Source organism: Terriglobales bacterium, assembly GCA_035561515.1.
Taxonomy (GTDB): Bacteria; Acidobacteriota; Terriglobia; order Terriglobales; family Acidobacteriaceae; genus DATMXP01.
The window spans coordinates 76,597-94,388 of the sequence record DATMXP010000019.1; the positions used below are offsets into that span (position 1 = coordinate 76,597).

12 protein-coding genes and 3 pseudogenes are annotated in these 17,792 nt (G+C 56.3%); 13 read left to right on the forward strand and 2 right to left on the reverse strand.

Annotation, left to right across the window (positions count from 1 at the left end; translation table 11 throughout):
• Nucleotides 1-72: 72 nt before the first annotated feature.
• The gene (locus VN577_08215; protein ID HWR14800.1) at nt 73-243 is read right to left on the reverse strand and encodes a hypothetical protein; all 171 of its coding nucleotides are present in this window, start codon (nt 241-243) and stop codon (nt 73-75) included.
• A 255-nt stretch (nt 244-498) separates the two neighbouring features.
• Here VN577_08215 and VN577_08220 point away from each other — a divergent pair, with 255 nt between their 5' ends.
• From VN577_08220 to VN577_08235, 4 genes and pseudogenes are all read left to right on the forward strand, one after another.
• Nucleotides 499-1,191, forward strand: a complete 693-nt coding sequence (locus tag VN577_08220) for a hypothetical protein (GenBank protein HWR14801.1) — start codon at nt 499-501, stop codon at nt 1,189-1,191.
• Between the two features lie 18 nt (nt 1,192-1,209).
• Nucleotides 1,210-1,458, forward strand: coding sequence for a hypothetical protein (locus VN577_08225; protein HWR14802.1), 249 nt, complete (start codon nt 1,210-1,212; stop codon nt 1,456-1,458).
• A gap of 377 nt (nt 1,459-1,835) precedes the next feature.
• Nucleotides 1,836-2,075 (forward strand): hypothetical protein, encoded by a 240-nt coding sequence (locus tag VN577_08230; GenBank protein HWR14803.1) that lies wholly within the window; start codon nt 1,836-1,838, stop codon nt 2,073-2,075.
• Nucleotides 2,076-2,440: 365 nt separating this feature from the next.
• Nucleotides 2,441-2,934 (forward strand): annotated as a pseudogene (locus VN577_08235) (transposase).
• Between the two features lie 589 nt (nt 2,935-3,523).
• Here VN577_08235 and VN577_08240 read toward each other — a convergent pair.
• Nucleotides 3,524-3,977: pseudogene (locus VN577_08240) on the reverse strand (transposase).
• A 37-nt stretch (nt 3,978-4,014) separates the two neighbouring features.
• Here VN577_08240 and VN577_08245 point away from each other — a divergent pair.
• The 9 genes and pseudogenes from VN577_08245 to VN577_08285 all read left to right on the forward strand — a co-directional run bounded on the left by VN577_08245 (nt 4,015) and on the right by VN577_08285 (nt 17,792).
• Complete coding sequence (locus VN577_08245) at nt 4,015-5,373, forward strand: hypothetical protein (GenBank protein ID HWR14804.1); 1,359 nt, start codon at nt 4,015-4,017, stop codon at nt 5,371-5,373.
• Between the two features lie 1,548 nt (nt 5,374-6,921).
• Nucleotides 6,922-8,028, forward strand: a pseudogene (locus tag VN577_08250) (IS110 family transposase).
• Between the two features lie 327 nt (nt 8,029-8,355).
• Nucleotides 8,356-9,468, forward strand: a complete 1,113-nt coding sequence (locus tag VN577_08255; GenBank protein HWR14805.1) for a hypothetical protein — start codon at nt 8,356-8,358, stop codon at nt 9,466-9,468.
• 264 nt (nt 9,469-9,732) lie between these two features.
• Nucleotides 9,733-9,975: a hypothetical protein gene (locus VN577_08260; GenBank protein HWR14806.1), complete on the forward strand. Its 243-nt coding sequence runs from the start codon at nt 9,733-9,735 to the stop codon at nt 9,973-9,975.
• An 84-nt stretch (nt 9,976-10,059) separates the two neighbouring features.
• A complete protein-coding gene (locus VN577_08265) occupies nt 10,060-11,556 on the forward strand; it encodes a recombinase family protein (GenBank protein HWR14807.1) in 1,497 nt (498 codons plus the stop codon).
• Nucleotides 11,557-11,798: 242 nt separating this feature from the next.
• The gene (locus tag VN577_08270; protein ID HWR14808.1) at nt 11,799-12,113 is read left to right on the forward strand and encodes a hypothetical protein; all 315 of its coding nucleotides are present in this window, start codon (nt 11,799-11,801) and stop codon (nt 12,111-12,113) included.
• 178 nt (nt 12,114-12,291) lie between these two features.
• Nucleotides 12,292-13,503: a TolC family protein gene (locus VN577_08275; protein HWR14809.1), complete on the forward strand. Its 1,212-nt coding sequence runs from the start codon at nt 12,292-12,294 to the stop codon at nt 13,501-13,503.
• A gap of 2 nt (nt 13,504-13,505) precedes the next feature.
• The gene (locus tag VN577_08280; protein HWR14810.1) at nt 13,506-14,705 is read left to right on the forward strand and encodes an efflux RND transporter periplasmic adaptor subunit; all 1,200 of its coding nucleotides are present in this window, start codon (nt 13,506-13,508) and stop codon (nt 14,703-14,705) included.
• Between the two features lie 3 nt (nt 14,706-14,708).
• Nucleotides 14,709-17,792, forward strand: a complete 3,084-nt coding sequence (locus VN577_08285) for a CusA/CzcA family heavy metal efflux RND transporter (protein ID HWR14811.1) — start codon at nt 14,709-14,711, stop codon at nt 17,790-17,792.

Consider the following 17,792-nt stretch of genomic DNA (forward strand, 5'->3'; position numbering starts at 1 on the left):
ATGTGGAAAGGAGTTTGATATCGTCGAAGCTGATGTGATCCATCCAACGGTGCTACCGTTGCCGGTCCGTCGCTAATCAGCGACAGACATGCGACAGCCTGCATTCCCGCGCGCCACATCGCCATCCTTCGATTCGGCCGTCCCCCATTCGACATACCGATAATGAGCTACGGCAGGCATTAACTTCTGCTTCAGGCGACTCATGGCAGATAGGTCGATGAACTTGAATGGACTCTGCATCATTAGTCGATGGCGCGCTCGAGCCAGATTCTTGCTTCCGAGATTATTGTTCAAAGTGTGCAGGTTTAAACAGTCGCGCCCTATGCGTAAATCGTCGCATTCTAGACCGGTGCATAGAGCGCTGCTGTACCAGAGGCACCGCCTATGAGCGGGATTGCTCAGTCGGCGTGATCGACAACTGTTAACGTCAAGTATGCGGAGTATTCATTGCCCGAGTGCTGGTTTCCGGGCGCAAAATGAGCTCCTGAGGAAATGAGAATGACCAAACCTTTCACGTGGACATTGATGGCCCTCGGGACGCTGCTCTTTGCGTCATCGATGGGCGCACAAGACTTGTCGATTTACCGAGGCTTTCGATTCGGATCAGACCTCCCGTCAATCGCGATGCAGACGCAACTGAACCCATCGGACGCAAAGATCATTCACCGCCGGCCGGTCTTAATCCAAGAGTTTGAGTGGCGCCCTGGACGCACTCTTGGCTTTTCGTCGGTTCCACCGGATTCGGCGAAGGAACTTCTTTTCAGCTTCTATAACGGCGAGCTCTTCCAGATTGTCGTACGTTATGATCGCCGCCAAACGGAGGGGCTAACGGACGCCGATGTAATTGAGGCTATATCGGTGACGTATGGACTTGCGGTAAAGCCTGTCAGCAAAGCCATCACCTTTTCTACTTCTCAGGTTTATAACGACAGCGAGAAGGTCATCGCCTGCTGGGAGGACGAGCAGTACTCGTTCAATCTTTACCGGTCCTCGTACGAACCGACGTTTGGAATGATCGCGTTTTCGAAGAGGTTGGACATTCTGGCCCGGGCTGCCGTTGCGACAGCGATTCGACTAGACGAACAGGAAGCCCCTCAACGTGAACTCGCACGTCAGAATGCTGAAGCCAAGGAGAGCCGCCTGGCTGGGGAAAAGGCCAGGTTGTTAAACAAACCAGCCTTCCGCCCATAAAGCCAGGAGGAGGCGTCAATGGACATTCTGGACTCTACACACGATCGCAGTGAGCAACCCGTAATGGCGTCGGGAGTTCTAGCCGTCGCTGCTACTTTTTTCATTGACTTCACCCATGCGCAATACATTGGCAAGAACGGCCGGGTTCATATCGAATCATGCTGTAATCACTGCAATTTCAGAGTCGCTGAGAAGACTTCCAATGACTTCGACGGTGAAGAGCAGTCACATGCCACATATTGCGAAGGGCACGGAGCAGAATCCTGAAATGATCGTAGCGCCACGTAGTGCCACGGACTATTCACTCTTGCTCACATCACAACAAGGCCTGGCGTCGATGGACGACAGATTGATTCCATGCCAACTCTCCTGGGCATCAAGGATTCTCGAATAACCTTAGTACCGGATTTGCAGCATTGGACGGCGGCAAGTGAGCGACTGAGTTTTTGTAGTTACGCCCACGCCGGAAAAGGCGAAACGTATGGCAGTGGAGCGCGGAAAACCAATATTTGATCGGAAGAAGGGCACCGTGCAGCGAGATGAACTGAAGTCAAGGCTCGCGGGGAGTAAGTGGAAGTTGGCCGTTCTCTCCGCTCAAAGGAAGAGGTCTGCCATCGACGTTGATGCCGACACCGCTGAACTCAATGAATGACACCAAACATATGCCTCTTGAACTGGTCACCAACTGCGGACGCATCTGTTTGGGCCGAAAAAAGATCAACTTCAGCACCGTCTTCGCCGGTCAGGCGGTCGGCATCAAGGAAATCCACGATGATATCTGGCTGGTTAGCTTTATGGACTATGATCTGGGATACTTCGATCTGGAAACGCGGGTGCTCGAACCCCTCGATAACCCGTTCGGCCCAAAACTGTTACCTATGTAGCCGGTACATTCTGTTACCTATGTCTCCGGACCGGCCCGCAATGTCTTGGTCGGCTTGAGGAAAGATTCGCGCTGTGCTCGAATCAAGAAGGAAAGGAACACCCCGAGTGGACGGCAGAGTTAGCATCTGTTCTGCCCATGGGTGACGGCAAGTAGGCCGAAAGTTCATTGGTGCGTCCTTTTGGGAGCCCGTATTTTAGCGTGGCCCCGGACTTCGTGCTCAAGTCAGTGGTAACGACTGCCTGGTTCTGAGGCATGTCGATCCCGTTTAGGAGATTACTCGCGTGTACGGTTCCGGGCCGTCTCGCATGGCACAAAAGGAGATGCTATGTCGAGGAAACTGAGTGCCCGAGAACCGTTCAGCCGATGCTGCGTTGCCTGAACCAAAATGCTGCTGGCATAGATGTCGGAGCGACCGAAGTCTACATTGCAGTGCGTCGGATCGGGATGCGCAACCGGTGCGACGATTCGCGACGTTCACCGAAGACCTGCACGCTGCCGCCAACTGGCTGAAGGCTTGCACGATCAAGACGGTAGCCATGGAATCGACCGGCGTGTACTGGATTCCGTTGTTTCAAATCCTGGAAGCACAACAGTTTCAGGTCCTATTAGTGAATGCGCGTCATGTAAAGAATGTGCCCGGACGCAAGTCGGACGTGGCCGACTGTCAATGGGTGCAGTATCTGCATTCGGTGGGGTTGCTGCGCGGTTCATTTCGACCAGAACAACTGGTATGTACGGTGCGTTCCATCCTGCGTCATCGCGACAGTTTGGTGAAGTTGGCCTGTGTGCACACCCAGCACATGCAGAAGGCGCTGGATCAGATGAACCTGCAACTCCATCACGTGATCAGCAACATCTGAGCCACCGCTTTCCAACCGTTGAGTCCCGAATCAGTTAGTGCTTCGACTACGCGATCAGTGACAAAGATAAAGGCCGGAAGGGGCCATATCATGAAAAAATCGCTTCCGTCCCACTGAGCATTATCGACCAGTTTCTCCGGACGGTCGAAACAGGAATACACACGTCTAGGACATGCAGGACACGACTCAAGGAGTTTGACCCCCGAATCCCTCGGCCGCGACTCCACCCCACCCAGTAACCACTAACTCCCATAGCGTAGGGAGGCGTTCTTTTCGTTGACGAGCCCATTGTGCCTTGACCGGCTTAACCTCAAAACCTGAGAAACGTTCCTGCAAAAATAACCGAAGTGCCTCTTCCTGAATGATACAGTCGCTCATCCACGTCCAAACGAGCGTCTCTGGTTGCCGTTTCAACTGAACACTTAGCTCCGTGCAACGCGGACCGCCAGCCTGATGTTCAGGGTGTAGCGGGCAGTAGATTATTCGGGAATCAACTTCCCCCTTCATCCAGTCGGCAGCGGGTTCTTGGTCATCAGGATCGGTTAAGTGCCAGAATTGCCTACATGGTTTCACGTTTCAGTCCAAATTTCTCGAGCATGCGCTCTAGTTGTCGAAGTACATCACTACGAGTATAGCCGGGGTTTCCTTGGAGGAAGCGCCGCGATCGGTAGCGATAGGTGCTGATCGCCACCAGCATCAGAGCACACGCTCGCCGTTCGCTGAAGGCATATTCTCTGCACATCTGCTCGATAGCTGCCTTCATCGCTACGAGCTCCAGCCGTTTTTTCGGATCACCGACTGCAACGCTTCCTTGTCCAGCGACAGATCCGCCACCAGCTTCCGCAATCGCGTGTTCTCGTCACGCAACTGCTTGGCCTCCTGCGCCTCCGATACCGTCATCCCGCCGTACTTCGCTTTCCACGCATAGATCGTGTGCTTGCTCACGCCCGGCTCTCTTGCCACGTCCTCGGCACGACGCCCCGTCCCAACTGCTTCAGCGCCCCGATCATCTGCGCCTCACTGTGCTTCCCCTTCGACATACCTCTTCCCCTTTCGCAAATCCGAAATCATACTCGGTTGTGTGCGAATCTAGGGGAGCAGGTCATAACAGCCGTCACTTACCCCTCTGGACCATATGCCGCGAATACGCCGGAAAAGCACTTTGTCTACGACTCGGCGAGCCTGACGTACAACGGCAGCGCGGTCGCTATGCAGAACGCCAAAGGCCGGCTGGTACGCGCTTACACGGGTCCAGCAGGTTCCAAGAAGACTGACCTGTTCTACAGCTACAGTGCGCGGGGCGAGATTGTGGATGTTTACCAGTCAACCGCAACCTCGGGCGGTAAGTACTATCACGTTTCCGGAACCTACTGGGCGCATGGTGCGTTAAAGACGCAATCGCAGGCCAAGGCTGCGACTTCAGCCGCAGCCAGCGAGGTCACCTTTGCCGGACTACCCGCCATCACCTATGGCGTAAATGCTGCAGGAAGAGTGAGCGCGGTGAACGATGGAAGCGCACAAAATCCAGTCACAGGCGTGACCTATGCCCCAGCGGGCAGCATTCCGGCTCCGGCGGGCTATCTTACCGGAGTGACTTACGGTTCGCAGGATGTGGATACCTTTACTCCCGACGTGAATACAGGTCGCATGACTCAGTTCAAGTATGCGGTGAACGGGCAGAATGTGATTGGCGATCTGACCTGGAACGCTAACGGCAGTCTGAAGACCCTGGCCTACACTAATCCGTTCCATGCTGGCAGCACCATGACCTGCAACTACACGCACGACGATCTGGCGCGTATCGCCTCAGTAGATTGTCCCGGCAAGTGGGCGCAGGACTTCACCTATGATGCGTTCGGCAACATCAACAAGTCCGGCAACGTCTCGTTCTTGGCCACCTACGCTCCGGCGACCAATCGTGTCACCAACTTGGGTATCACTTACGATACCAACGGTAACATCACCAATGATGGTATGCACCCCTACCAGTGGGACGCCGAAGGGAGAACCCAGACGGCGGAGGCGATTGGTGTCACCTACGACGCGTTCGACCGCATGGTGGAGCAGGACGACGGCGGCACCTACACGCGCTTCCTGTACGGTGTGCAAGGCGAAAAACTGGCCACGGTCGCAGTCACCGCTCTGATCCAGGGGTTCGTCGCCCTACCCGGCGGTGGTACAGCGGTGTATACCAGCAGCGGATTGAGCTTCTACCGGCATGCCGACTGGCTGGGCAGCACCCGCTTCGCCTCAACTCCGAGCCGCACGATGCACTACAGCCGAGGCATTGCACCCTACGGCGAACCCAACTACGGAAGCAACACCATTGACAAACCTTCACCGGTCAGACACAGGACACGGCGGACGGCATCTACGACTTCCTGTATCGGCGCTACAACCCGAATCAGGGCAGGTGGATTTCTCCCGACCCGATAGGCGTTGCGGCGGTAAGCCCCACTAATCCGCAAAGCTGGAATCGCTACGCGTATGTGTCAAACGATCCCGCGAATGCCGTGGACAAATTAGGATTATGGCAATGGTGTGGTCCTCGATGCCATGGCGATGGAAGTAGCGGATATGATCCCGCAGATCACTTTGTTGCTGGAAGTAGCTATACGACGGGCGCGGGAAACTGTACGTACAACGGGCTTTCGGTCGGGTGTGGCACTGCAATGGGTTTTGTCGGCGATGGAGGTGCAGCAGTATGTTCGCAGTGCAAGCTTGGGGATCGAGTAGGTAATGACGGTCAGATCTATAGTTGGCACCCAGCAGGTTTTTGGACGGACTACAACCTGAGCACCAACAAGGATAATGGGCCACATCTGTTTCGCGCAGGTGGATGGTATCCATCTGGGCTCTTGGCTAATGGCGACCTCATGGTCGGAAACTGGGGTCAGCAGCTTCTCCAAGGAAACCGCCAGTTATGGCGAAACGCTAGCGGGGCGGCGAGCACGGCGCTCGTTGGCACTGGTGTTGTAATCGCGGGAGTGCCTGCTACTGCTTCGCTTGCGCCGTACGCGGTAGAGGTTGGGAACACAGCCTTTACGCTTGGTAGGACGCTTTACTACAACCCTTCGACTTGGCAGATTATCTCTGACTTTATTCAAGGTCTTACGCCTGCAACAGCGGTCCCAGCGAGCTATGCAGCGGGTGCTGGAGAGGTCGTTTGCACTTATTGGGACAGCATTTGTCGGTAGGAACTGGGAGTGGAGTATCTTGCATATCCGATATCCTGTACGAAACTTCAGATGCCCTTTTTGTGGCACAAGAATGCCTACTGAAGAGTACCAAGGCTGGAAACCGTGGAAGTGTCCTGGCTGCTCTCAGGCGCTCCAGTTTTCGAAAGCTCACGGTTCTGTCCTGCAATTGTGTTTCATCGGAATTGCACTGCTGGTCCTGTACTTGCTAGGAGTAAGAGGGTGGCAACTTGCCCTGGGCGCTGTTATAGGAGGATTCTTAGCAGCAGTGGTGCTTGCTGGGCCACTCGACCGAATAATCCCTCCGCGACTTGAGCCATACCAGCCACCGCCTTGGAAGGAAGAGAAGTCGGCGACATTGTCTTCTCACGACCGCGTCGATTCTGATGAGTCTCAGAAGTCAGTCCAGTCTGGGGACGATCCGTCGGCGAAAAAATCATAGTCGGATGGTTCATTGAACACAGGAACAGCAACCGTAACGTCTAGACTGGTCGCGTCGGGCGGCAAATCTCTGGTGAGACACCATGGGCCCGGTTGGCGCACCACTGAGAATGAAAATAGGTGCTCAACGCTGGGAAGCGATGCGGGTCAGGGTCGTGGTACAAGCATTCGCGGTAGGCGATTGCTTGAAGGTCGGTTGTAAATCGTGTGAGGACTTGATCCCGCTGGTCGAGACTGATCCGCGTCGGTAAAGGTACCACTGTTGGTCGCACCCAGGAATGGGAAGGACGTGTAGCAGTTTCTGTACGAGACCTGCGACGCAGCAATCGCCTCCCTAGGAGGCGTTATGCGGACCTTGGTGGAGCGTGGCTGTGGACTGGACGTGCATCAAGCCACAGTGGTGGCTTGCTTGTTAACGGTTCGGGAAGACGGAAGAATGCAGAAGCAGATGCGGACCTTTGGCACCACAACGCGAGAGCTGCTATGCCTGCGGGACTGGCTGCTCTCCGAAGACTGCACGCATCTGGCGATGGAAAGCACAGGTGTGTACTGGCAGCCGGTCTACGCGATCCTGGAAGGATCGTTGCAGATCGTGGTCGCCAACGCCCAGCACGTGAAGAAAGTCCCTGGACGCAAGACCGACGTGAAGGATGCGGAGTGGCTGGCCGACTTACTCTGTCATGGTTTGCTGCGGCCTAGCTTCGTTCCGCCCCGGTCGATCCGTGAGCTTCGCGACCTGACCCGCTACCGGCGCAAGCTGGTGGAAAGCCAAGCCGCCGAGCGCAACCGTCTGCTGAAGCTACTGGAATCCGCCAACATCAAACTGGCCAGCGTGGCCAGCGATGTGTTCGGAGTCTCGGGCCGCCTGATGCTGCGCGCCCTTATCGAGGGCAAAGCCAACCCCGAGGAGATGGCCGAACTGGCCAAGCGGAAGATGCGGAGCAAGATTCCTGCTCTTCGACTCGCCTTGGAAGGACGAGTCGAAGAGCACCATCGTTTTCTGCTGAAGTTGCAACTGGAGCGCGTGGAATCGGTAGAGAAGGACCTCATGGTGCTTGAGCAACGCATCCGGGAGAAACTCGAGCCCTATGCGTCGCAGTTGGACTTGCTGGATGAAATCCCAGGCGTGGACTGGACCCTGGCTGCGGTCATCATCGCCGAACTCGGGATCGACATGACCGTATTCGAGAGCGTCTCGCAGGTGGCCTCCTGGGCTGGGGTCTGCCCTGGCAACAACGAGTCCGCCGGCAAGCGCAAGAGCAGCCGCACCCCGAGGGGGAATGTGTACTTGAAGTGCGCCCTCGTCGAGGCTGCCAACTCCGCAGCTAAGGCCAAGGGCACCTATCTACGAGACAAGTTTTACCGCCTCAAAGCGCGGCGCGGATACAAGCGCGCTGCCGTCGCCATCGCCCACAAGATCTTGGTGGCCATCTATCACATGCTTTCCCAGCAAGTCTCCTACAACGACCTTGGCGACCTCTACCTGGACAAGCTCAACAAACATCACCTGACTCGCAACCTGGTCCGCCGCTTGGAGCGCCTCGGCTACACCGTGGACCTGAAGCTTCAGGAGAACGCCGCGTGAAAGCTGCGGTAATTTTCGTAGCAGATTTGCCGCCACATTTCCGGCCTGGTTTTGCCTTTATACCATTCCGTTACCGGCGCTTCCTTGGGGAAGTGCTGTCGGGGTGGTGTTCGGGGAAGTCCATGCCTTCCCCAAACACCGCTACCAAGTTTGGTAGCGGCGGGTAGTTTCGTTACAACAGAATTTTCGACTATTTTGCCGCCATCGACGAAACTTTTCTCGTGCGACGGCGTCTATCTCTCCAGCGCCGAAGCCGCCGCCGTAACCCATCAAGATTCTCTCGTTCCACTCCCATCCATCAAGCTTACCCAGAGTCAATCGTCCACGGTCGGTCGTATCCCCCTAGCGGAAGCTGTCACCCAACGTAACCAGCGAACCACCACACTCGAAGACGGATGGAAGGTGGAGATGACAACTGAGAATTTCCGTACCCGCTCGGCAATGATCGACGAGAAGTCCGAAGCGTTCCTGAAACTGCTTGTTGCTTTGGGCGGGTACTGCACTGTAGCTCATGCTGAAGAGTTGAAGCTTGCCGACACGCCCAGGCGGGCCCGAGGCTACCTCAGAAGACTAGAAAACGCTGGCTTCCTGCGGCGTGTCACCGCATATCCTGTCGTGTACCAAGTCACCAAATCCACCACCCGCCACCTTGAACGCGACTCCGGAGCGCGACGCCGCCATCCACTGACGACGGTGCAGACCCGTCTGCTGGCCGTGGATTTCTATCTTGCCGCTCGCAAATGGCCAGCGGAGTTCATCTTGGATCACGAAGAAAAGATCACGACCTTTACCGACAACAATTGCCCGGCAAGCGCTCTGCCGCAGCGCGGCGGAAGACCGTATCTGCGCGAAGAATTCCTACTCTGGCTTCCCGACGGACGACTCGGCGTCGCCATCGTGGATCAACCCCATGTCAGCACTCTGTCGCAGATGATTGGCTTAGTACGACGTTTCGCGCCTGTGATCCGGTACATGGGAGAAGGAACAATGAAACTGCTGATCGCGACCGGCAACCAGCAACGCTACTATCTTTGCCGGCGGTTGTTGGAACACCCGAGACTGCTAGCGGCTTGGCCGAGCGAGTTCGAATTCGCAGTTAGGCCACATTTGGTACTGCGACCGACGCCGTCGGTCGCGGCCCTGCTTTGCACGGCGTGCCATCGTCAAGAACATCCACCCGAAGCACCTCCCGACCATGCTTTGGACCAGCCAATTGCAAGAAAGTGGACGAAGCACCGTTCTCCACATAATCCGAAGAAACAAGCCGCCGAACCAACCATCTCCATCCACTGCGATCTCATCGACTGACCACAAATGCCGGGCGGCTGCCCGGTGCGACGCAAAACACCCACACGCACCCGGCGTGCAGCGGCGGGCCGACAGGCCGCCGCTGCATGGCCCCCGGACCACGAACAAGAAAAGCCGCAGGGCGGACTCCCTTCCCTTGGCCGTTTCGCCTTTCCCATCTCCTTTGTCATCCATTCCCTTTCAGCCACGACGCAGACCCACTCGACTTCAATGTTCGAGGCGTTCGAATTGATATCGCAAGGGAATAAGTCCGTCGAAAGAAGTATGAATCGGCCTCCATCTTCCACTCTATCGTCAGAGTGGGAGCGTTCTCCTCGGATGGCCGCCAACGGGAAACAGCCGTCATTCACGGAAGGCCATCAGACTGTCAGCCTCCGATCCATGCCGAATCGCTCGCCAGAAACGAGCGCCGAAGATTGGGGACTGGATGACGCTTCCATCTCGCAACTCCGCCAGTTCTTTGAATTGCTCGACCGCTGGGACCGGGAAGCGACGAAACCCATGTAGAAATCCATAATTCGTCCCACGCTCATCTTTCCACTGCGCTAGTCTCGTCGTAACATGCAGCAATTGCTTCTGTAGGGGGATTCCATGTCCGGTCAAACTGTCGCTCTCATCGCAGCCGTTCTTTACGCACGGGTCTCCAGCCGCGAACAGGAGCAGGAAGGCTACTCCATTCCCGCGCAATTGAAATTGCTGCGCGAGTACGCCATTCGTAATGGGTTTCGCATTGTGCGCGAGTTCGTCGATGTCGAAACCGCCAAGACCACAGGGCGCAAGAGCTTTGGCGAGATGGTGGAGTTCCTGAAACGCACCCGCTCCTGCCGGATCGTGTTGGTGGAGAAAACCGACCGCCTGTACCGCAACTTCCGCGATGCGGTAACCTTGGAAGACCTGGAGACGGAAATTCACTTCGTGAAAGAGAATCAGGTTCTTTCCAAAAACTCGCGCTCGCAAGACAAGCTCACTCATGGCCTGCATCTGCTCATCGCCCGCAACTACGTGGAGAACCTGCGGGAAGAAGTGATCAAAGGAATGCGGGAGAAGGCCGAGCAGGGCATCTATCCTGGACGCGCTCCCTTCGGCTACCGCAACAATCGCGAAACGCGGAGCATCGAGATTCATCCCGAAAATGCCAAGATCGTGCAGTTCATTTTCGAACGCTACGCGACCGCCAATTACTCATTAATCACGTTGCGGCAGGCTGTGCATAAACAATTCGGGAAGATCATCACGCGGAGCTATTTGCACACCATCCTCACCAACCCAGTGTATATAGGAATCTTCGAGTGGGCGGGAAAGAGCTATCGCGGTACCCACGAGACTTTTATCTCTCCCACCTTGTTTGAGTCGGTGCAGGATGTGATTCACGGACACCACAAGAGCAAATACCGCAAGCACGAGATTGCTTTTCGTGGTCTTCTGACCTGTGCTCACGACCACTGCACCGTGACGGCGGAACGGAAGAAAGGCAAGTACGTTTACTACCGTTGCAGTGGCTATCGTGGAAAATGCGATTTGCCGCGTTTCCGCGAAGAGGAGATTTCAGAAAAGCTTGGCACCATTCTCAAGAACATTCATGTCCCGGATGAGGTTGCCGCTCGGATCGAACAGTCATTGGAGCGCGACCAACTGCGCCAGAAGAGTCAAGCTGCGAGTGAACGCACTCGGTTGGAACAGAAGTTGGAGGCAGTGCGTCGCCGTATGGATCAGTCGTACACCGACAAGCTCGACGGAAAGATTGCGGAAGACTTCTGGCAACGCAAGATGATCGAATGGCAGGCGGAAGAACAACGGATCACGATGGCCCTCGCCGGACTTCAGGACTCCAACAACAACGACCGGCTGCTGGATGCGAAAAGGATTTTAGAACTCGCGAACAAGGCGTATTTTCTGTACCTTACGCGGAAACCCGCCGAACAAGCCCAATTGCTCAAAATGGTGCTTTTGAACTGCGAGATCGACGGTGCAAGTCTTTACCCTACTTACAGAAAGCCCTTCGATCTGATCTTTCAGAGGGTGAAAAATGAAGAATGGTCGGGGAGAGAGGATTTGAACCTCCGACCCCCTGGTCCCGAACCAAGATAGAGTCAACTTCTAAATGCTTCATTCGGCGTCGCTTAGGAGCCGGGAAGCCACTCTTTTTCTCGCTTCATTTGTACCGAATGTACCGAACTCTCGGAGCTCGGATGCTTCAATCATTCTACCGTGGTACAAGGCGAGTAGGTTCTCAGAAGACGTTAATTCAGATGGGTGGCAGGAGTCGGTCAAAAGGTGTCGCACCGCGGCTGCGAACACCTATCGAAACAACATCGGTTATGATTGTGGCGATGCGGTCTGAGTGGCTCAAAGCAATCGCCGTCGTGGCTCTCGTCATTATGTTGGTCGGTATCGCCGTGCCCGATGCCAGCAGTGACGATGACCCGACATTGGCGTCCGCGTCCACCACAGTCTCGACTGCGCACTCGGGAAATCAGCCATTCGGATGCCAGCACGAAGAGGACTGTTTCTGTTGCGCGCACATCGCCCCTACGGCACAGGTTGTCCTCCCTTCGCTGATCCTCTCAACAGAAATCCAGCAGGAAGTAAGCGTTACGGTCGTCAGCTCGATTCCGTCTCCGCCCTACCACCCTCCAAGAGCCTAGCCTGAGCGAATCGTAATCCGAACTAACTGAGTCAACCCAAGGCTGTCGCGGTTGGGTCGTTGGTATGCGTCCCGTCCTCAACGCCAGCCTTCAACCTTCGCCAGGAGTACGTGTGAGGAACTATTGTGATCCGCGCTGCATTTTGCAGCGCGTAGTCCTGCTGCTAACAATTCTGTGTATGGCGTCTATCGCCTTCGCGCAGCAGGTTGACATACCCGAACGCCTGACCTTCGCGCAGGCACGTGAACTGATGCTGGCGCACAGTCCCGAACTGTTGCGAGACCAGCAGAACATCACGCTCGCACGGGCCGCTGTCAGACAAGCCCGACAGCGTATCAACCCAGAGTTCGAGATTACCTCTGAGAGCTACCCTGTCTTTGAGCCGCAGCCGGGGTCATTCCTGAATAATCAGGAGCTGACTACACGCATAAGCCAGACGATCGAGACGGCCGGAAAACGCGGCAAACGAACGCTTGTAGCGCAGAACGACTTGGCTGCTACCGCGTCGGATGTGCAGAACACCCGTCGCCAGCTCACTCTCGAACTGAAGAGGCGTTATTACGGTGTCGTACTGGCGGAGGCCCAACTCCACCTTGCCCAAGAGCTGCTACAAGGGTTCGACGATCTCATTCGTCTTAACGAAGTCCGCTACAAGCAAGGTGAGATCTCTGGCCTGGAGTTTGCGCGGATCAAGGCTGAGCGCCTGAGATTCTTCAATGATTTACTGGAATCGCAACTGCTCCTCAACAACGGTCGCGCTGCTCTGCTGGAACTGATAGGCGCATCCGACCTGAACAAGACGTTTGAAGCCGCCGATTCTTTGGAAACCAGCGTCACTGTACCAAATCGTGACGAGTTGCAGCGGCTCGCGCTGGAGAATCGTCCCGACTTCGTGGCCGAGCGTCAGCGCTTAGAGCGCAACCGCTCGCAGCTCACGCTCGAAAAATCACTGGCGGTGCCAAACGTATCGCCGAGCTTCGGGTACAAGCGAGACTTCGGTCTGAACACCTTATACGCAGGTGTCTCTATTCCTCTGCCACTGTTCAATCGCAATCAGCCGGGCATAGCCCGAGCCTCTGCCGACATCACCCGTCAGGACTTCGAACTGCAGCGAGTCAGATTGTCGGTTCAGCGCGAGGCCTTCGAGGCTCAACAATCATTTTCCACTCAGTCGCAGCGAGTCGCTGCAATCGAGAGTGAATACGTGCCAATTGCCCGGCGAGCACGCGACAGCGCCGAGCAGTCTTATCGTCTCGGGGAATTAGACCTGATCGGGTTGCTGGATGCCGAGCGAGTCTACAGCGAGACGTTGACCACATTGAACCAGGCACTCTACGACCGTCGGATTGCGTTGGCCATGATAGAAGCGGCCGTTGGGAAGGAGTTTTGAACGTGAAGAGATTCATCGTGATTGGAACGACCGTCGTCATCGGGGCTGTCGTGGTTCTTGCCCTGCTGTTTCACAAGAAGCCCGCGGTTGCTCCCGCCAATGCAGAGCGCGAGGCACAGTCAGATGTTGTGCAATTGAGTCCCGAGGCACAGCGCAATACCCAGATTGACGTTGTCCTGGTCGCTGAACGCACGCTGAGCGTCAACACTGAGACTACCGGGATCATCACGCCGGACGAAGCGAGAGTCGCTCATGTAACACCGCTGAGCCGCGGCGTCGTGCAGACGATCTACGTGAAACTCGGTGATCGCGTCGCTGCACATCAGCCGTTGATGGAGTACGACAACATCGAGGTTGGAGAACTGGGCAGCGAGTATCGCCGATTGAGTGCACAAGTGAACAAAGAAAAGGCGCAACTCGCTGTTGCCGCGCGTTCCCTGGACCGTGCCAAGGCCCTGATCAAGGTCGAGGCCATTTCTCAGCGAGAACTGGATCTCCGGCAAAGTGAGTATGAGCAGGCTGAAGCTGCGGTAACAAGCGCGCAGGCCGATTTAGCTGCCGCTCAACAAAAACTCCAGCGCTATGGGATATCGGGATCGGCCTTGCAGCCAGCGACAGCAACGACCGTATTACGGGCGCCCTTCGCAGGAATCATCACCAAGTTCAGCGTAGCGCCTGGAGTCCAGATCAGCCCGGAAGGTGAACTGTTCACGATCGTAGACACCTCTTCGGTTTGGGCCGTCGCCAATGTGTTTGAAAAGGACGTTGCAGGTATCGCCACACACGGCGCTTGCACGGTTTCAGTCGCTTCATATCCGGCGACGTTCCATGGAACGATCACTGACGTCAGCGATTACCTGGACCCGAATTCGCGTACTGCAAAAGCACGTTGTGTTGTCCCTAACCGCGACGGCCGATTGAAGCTCGACATGTATGCCACCGTGAGCCTTCCGGCAGCCCGCAGTCGTTCAACTCTGGCAATTCCAACCTCGGCCGTTCAAGAGCTGGAGGGCAAGCACATCGCGTTTGTTCAGCGCGACTCGACGCACTTCGAAAAGCGCGAGGTGGAAGTCGGTGAAACCGCGGGCAATTGGATTGAGGTCAAAGATGGGCTACAGGCGGGAGACAAGGTGGTCTCTCGTGGAGTGTTCTACCTGAAATCGGCACTTGAGAAAGAGAAGCTGAGCGGGGATGAGGACTAGCCGATGGGACGCCTGATTGATCTCTGCCTCCGCTACCGCTTCCTTGTGATCGCCTTCGCCGTGCTGCTCGTGATTGCCGGGGTCGCGGCCATGCAGCGATTACCAATTGACGCTGTGCCCGACATCACTCCGGTTCAAGTGCAAGTCCTGACCAAGAGCCCAGCCTTGGGCGCAGTGGAGGTGGAGCAATACATCACCTTCCCCGTCGAAAGCGCGATGACGGGTATTCCCGGCGTAAAGCAGATTCGTTCCGTGTCACGCTATGGTCTCTCGGCAGTAACAGTGATTTTCGAAGACGGGACGAGCCTTCCCCTAGCCCGCCAATTCGTCTCCGAACGCCTCAGCACTGCCGAAGAAAGCATTCCGACCGGATATGGCCGGCCTGAGATCGGACCGATGACGACCGGGCTGAGCGAGATTTACATGTTCACCGTCGAGGGCGAGGGCTACACGCCTATGCAACTCCGCACCATCCTTGACTGGGACATCATGTTCCGTCTCCGCTCCGTGCCTGGCATCGTCGAAGTGAACACTCAAGGCGGATATGCAAAGCAGTACCAAGTGGTCGTCGATCCCAAGAAACTGATCGCGTTCAAGGTCTCACTGCAAGAAGTATTCGAGGCGCTGGAGAAGAACAATGCAAACACCGGCAGTGGGTACATAGAACATAACCAGGAGCAGTACGTCATCCGGGGCGAGGCCCTCGTCAAGTCGATTGGCGATATCGAGAACACTGTCATTGCAACCCGCACGGGAGGCGTGCCGGTGCTGGTCAAGAACCTCGGGGACGTTCGCGAAGGCTCGATGTTGCGAATCGGTGCAGCTACTGCGAATGGGAAAGGAGAAACTGTCGTTGGCGTCGCCATGATGCTGGCGGGCGAGAATGCGAACCAAGTAGTGGCCCGCGTGAAAGACAAAATCACCGAGATTCAAGCGTCGCTACCGAAGGGCGTAAAGATCGTTCCGTTCTACGACCGGGCAAGTTTCGTCGATCGCGTCCTGCACACAGTTCGCAAGAATCTGCTGGAAGGCGGGTTACTAGTCGTGGCCGTCCTGCTGCTTATTCTCGGCAGTCTCCGCGGCGGGCTGGTCGTCGCATCCGCCATTCCGCTGGCAATGATGGTTGCCTTCATCGGCATGCTGGCGGCTGGAGTCAGCGGCAATCTGATGAGCCTCGGAGCGATTGACTTCGGCATCATCGTCGATGGTTCCGTGGTGATGATTGAAAACATCACTCGTCGGCTGCACGAGAGACGAGAAGCCGCTGGACCTGCTGGCCGATTTGCAACCATTCGGGAATCAGCTACAGAAGTCATTAGACCTGTGGTGTTTGCCGTTCTCATCATCATCCTCGTGTACTTTCCCATTCTTTCCCTTAGCGGCGTCGAGGGGAAGATGTTCCGGCCGATGGCGATAACGGTAATCTTCGCCCTGGTCGGGTCTCTGGTATTGGCGGTGGTGTTAATGCCAGTTCTCGCGTCCTTCTTCCTGCGCGAAGGCCGTGAAGAGCAGACGTGGTTCATGCGCCGAGCACGAGGGATCTATGATCCGACACTCGCCTGGGCGACGCGGAACAGCAAGAAGGTCGCGGGGCTTGCGCTCGCTCTCTTCCTCGTGAGTGTCGTTCTGTTTCTCTTCATCGGACGCGAGTTCATTCCCCGCCTCGATGAAGGTGACATCCTGCTTCAGCCGATACGTCTGCCCAGCATTTCGCTGACGGAATCGCTTAATACCGCCACTCGCATTGAGCGTGTTGTTAGACATTTTCCCGAAGTGAAGACGGTTGTTACCCGCACCGGAACCGCTGAAGTCGCCACTGACGTGATGGGAATCGAATCGTCTGACATGTTCGTCATTCTGAAGCCACGGTCGGAATGGAAGCACGATATATCCCGCGATCAGCTTATCGCTGAGATGAAGGAGGAACTGGAGAAGCAGGTCCCCGGGGTGGGCTTTTCCTTTACCCAGCCTATCGAGATGCGCTTCAACGAACTGATCGCCGGCGTACGCTCCGACATCGCGGTGAAGATTTTCGGTGATGATCTCGACACGCTCCACGACAAAGCCGAGCAGGTTGCTGCCGTGCTCAGTACAGTAAAGGGAGCTGCCGATGTGCGGGTTGAACAGACCGCGGGGCTTCCTGTCATTCGCGCCAGCATCGACCGAAACCGTCTGGCGCGCTATGGACTCACTGCGCAGCAAGTGCTGGACACCCTTGAAGCGGCACGTGTCGGCAAAGTTGTCGGCACGATCTTTGAAGGGCAACGGCGGTTCTCACTGGCGGTGCGCATGCCCGAGTCTGTTTCTGCGGATGCGCAAGCCCTCGCGAACCTTCCGATCTCAACCGCCGAAGGACAAGTTGTGCCGCTGTCGCAACTCGCGAATGTCAACGTTGAAGTGGGACCGGCACAGGTCAGCCGCGAGAACGTGCAGCGGCGAATCACAGTCGAAGCGAATATTCGTGGCCGCGATCTCGGCAGCTTCATCACCGAAGCGCAGCAGAGGGTCGGAGCGAAGGTCTCGCTGCCGCCGGGCTATCACGTCGAATGGGGCGGCCAGTTCGAACAGTTGCGGGAGGCCACGCGGCGACTGGCAGTGGTGGTGCCGCTCACCATGGCTCTTATATTTCTGTTGCTGTACACGGCGTTCGGCTCGTGGAGACCGGCCGCGCTGATCTTTCTAAACGTACCGTTGGCGATCACTGGTGGGCTGTTCGCGCTGGAAATGCGGGGATTGCCCTTCAGCATTTCCGCCGCTGTCGGGTTCATCGCGCTCTTCGGCGTCGCGGTACTGAACGGGGTGGTTCTTGTTTCGTACATTATCCAACTCCGCCAGGAAGGTCGGTCAGTCGAAGACGCAGTTCTCGAAGGTGCAAAGACACGGCTTCGCCCAGTGCTCATGACAGCACTGGTAGCGAGCCTTGGGTTCATTCCAATGGCACTGAGCACCGGAGTCGGCGCAGAAGTTCAGCGCCCGCTCGCGACAGTTGTCATTGGTGGCCTTATTACGTCAACACTTCTGACTCTGGTCGTCTTACCCACGATTTATCGGTGGTTCGAAGGGCGACGCGAAGAAGCGGAATTCTAA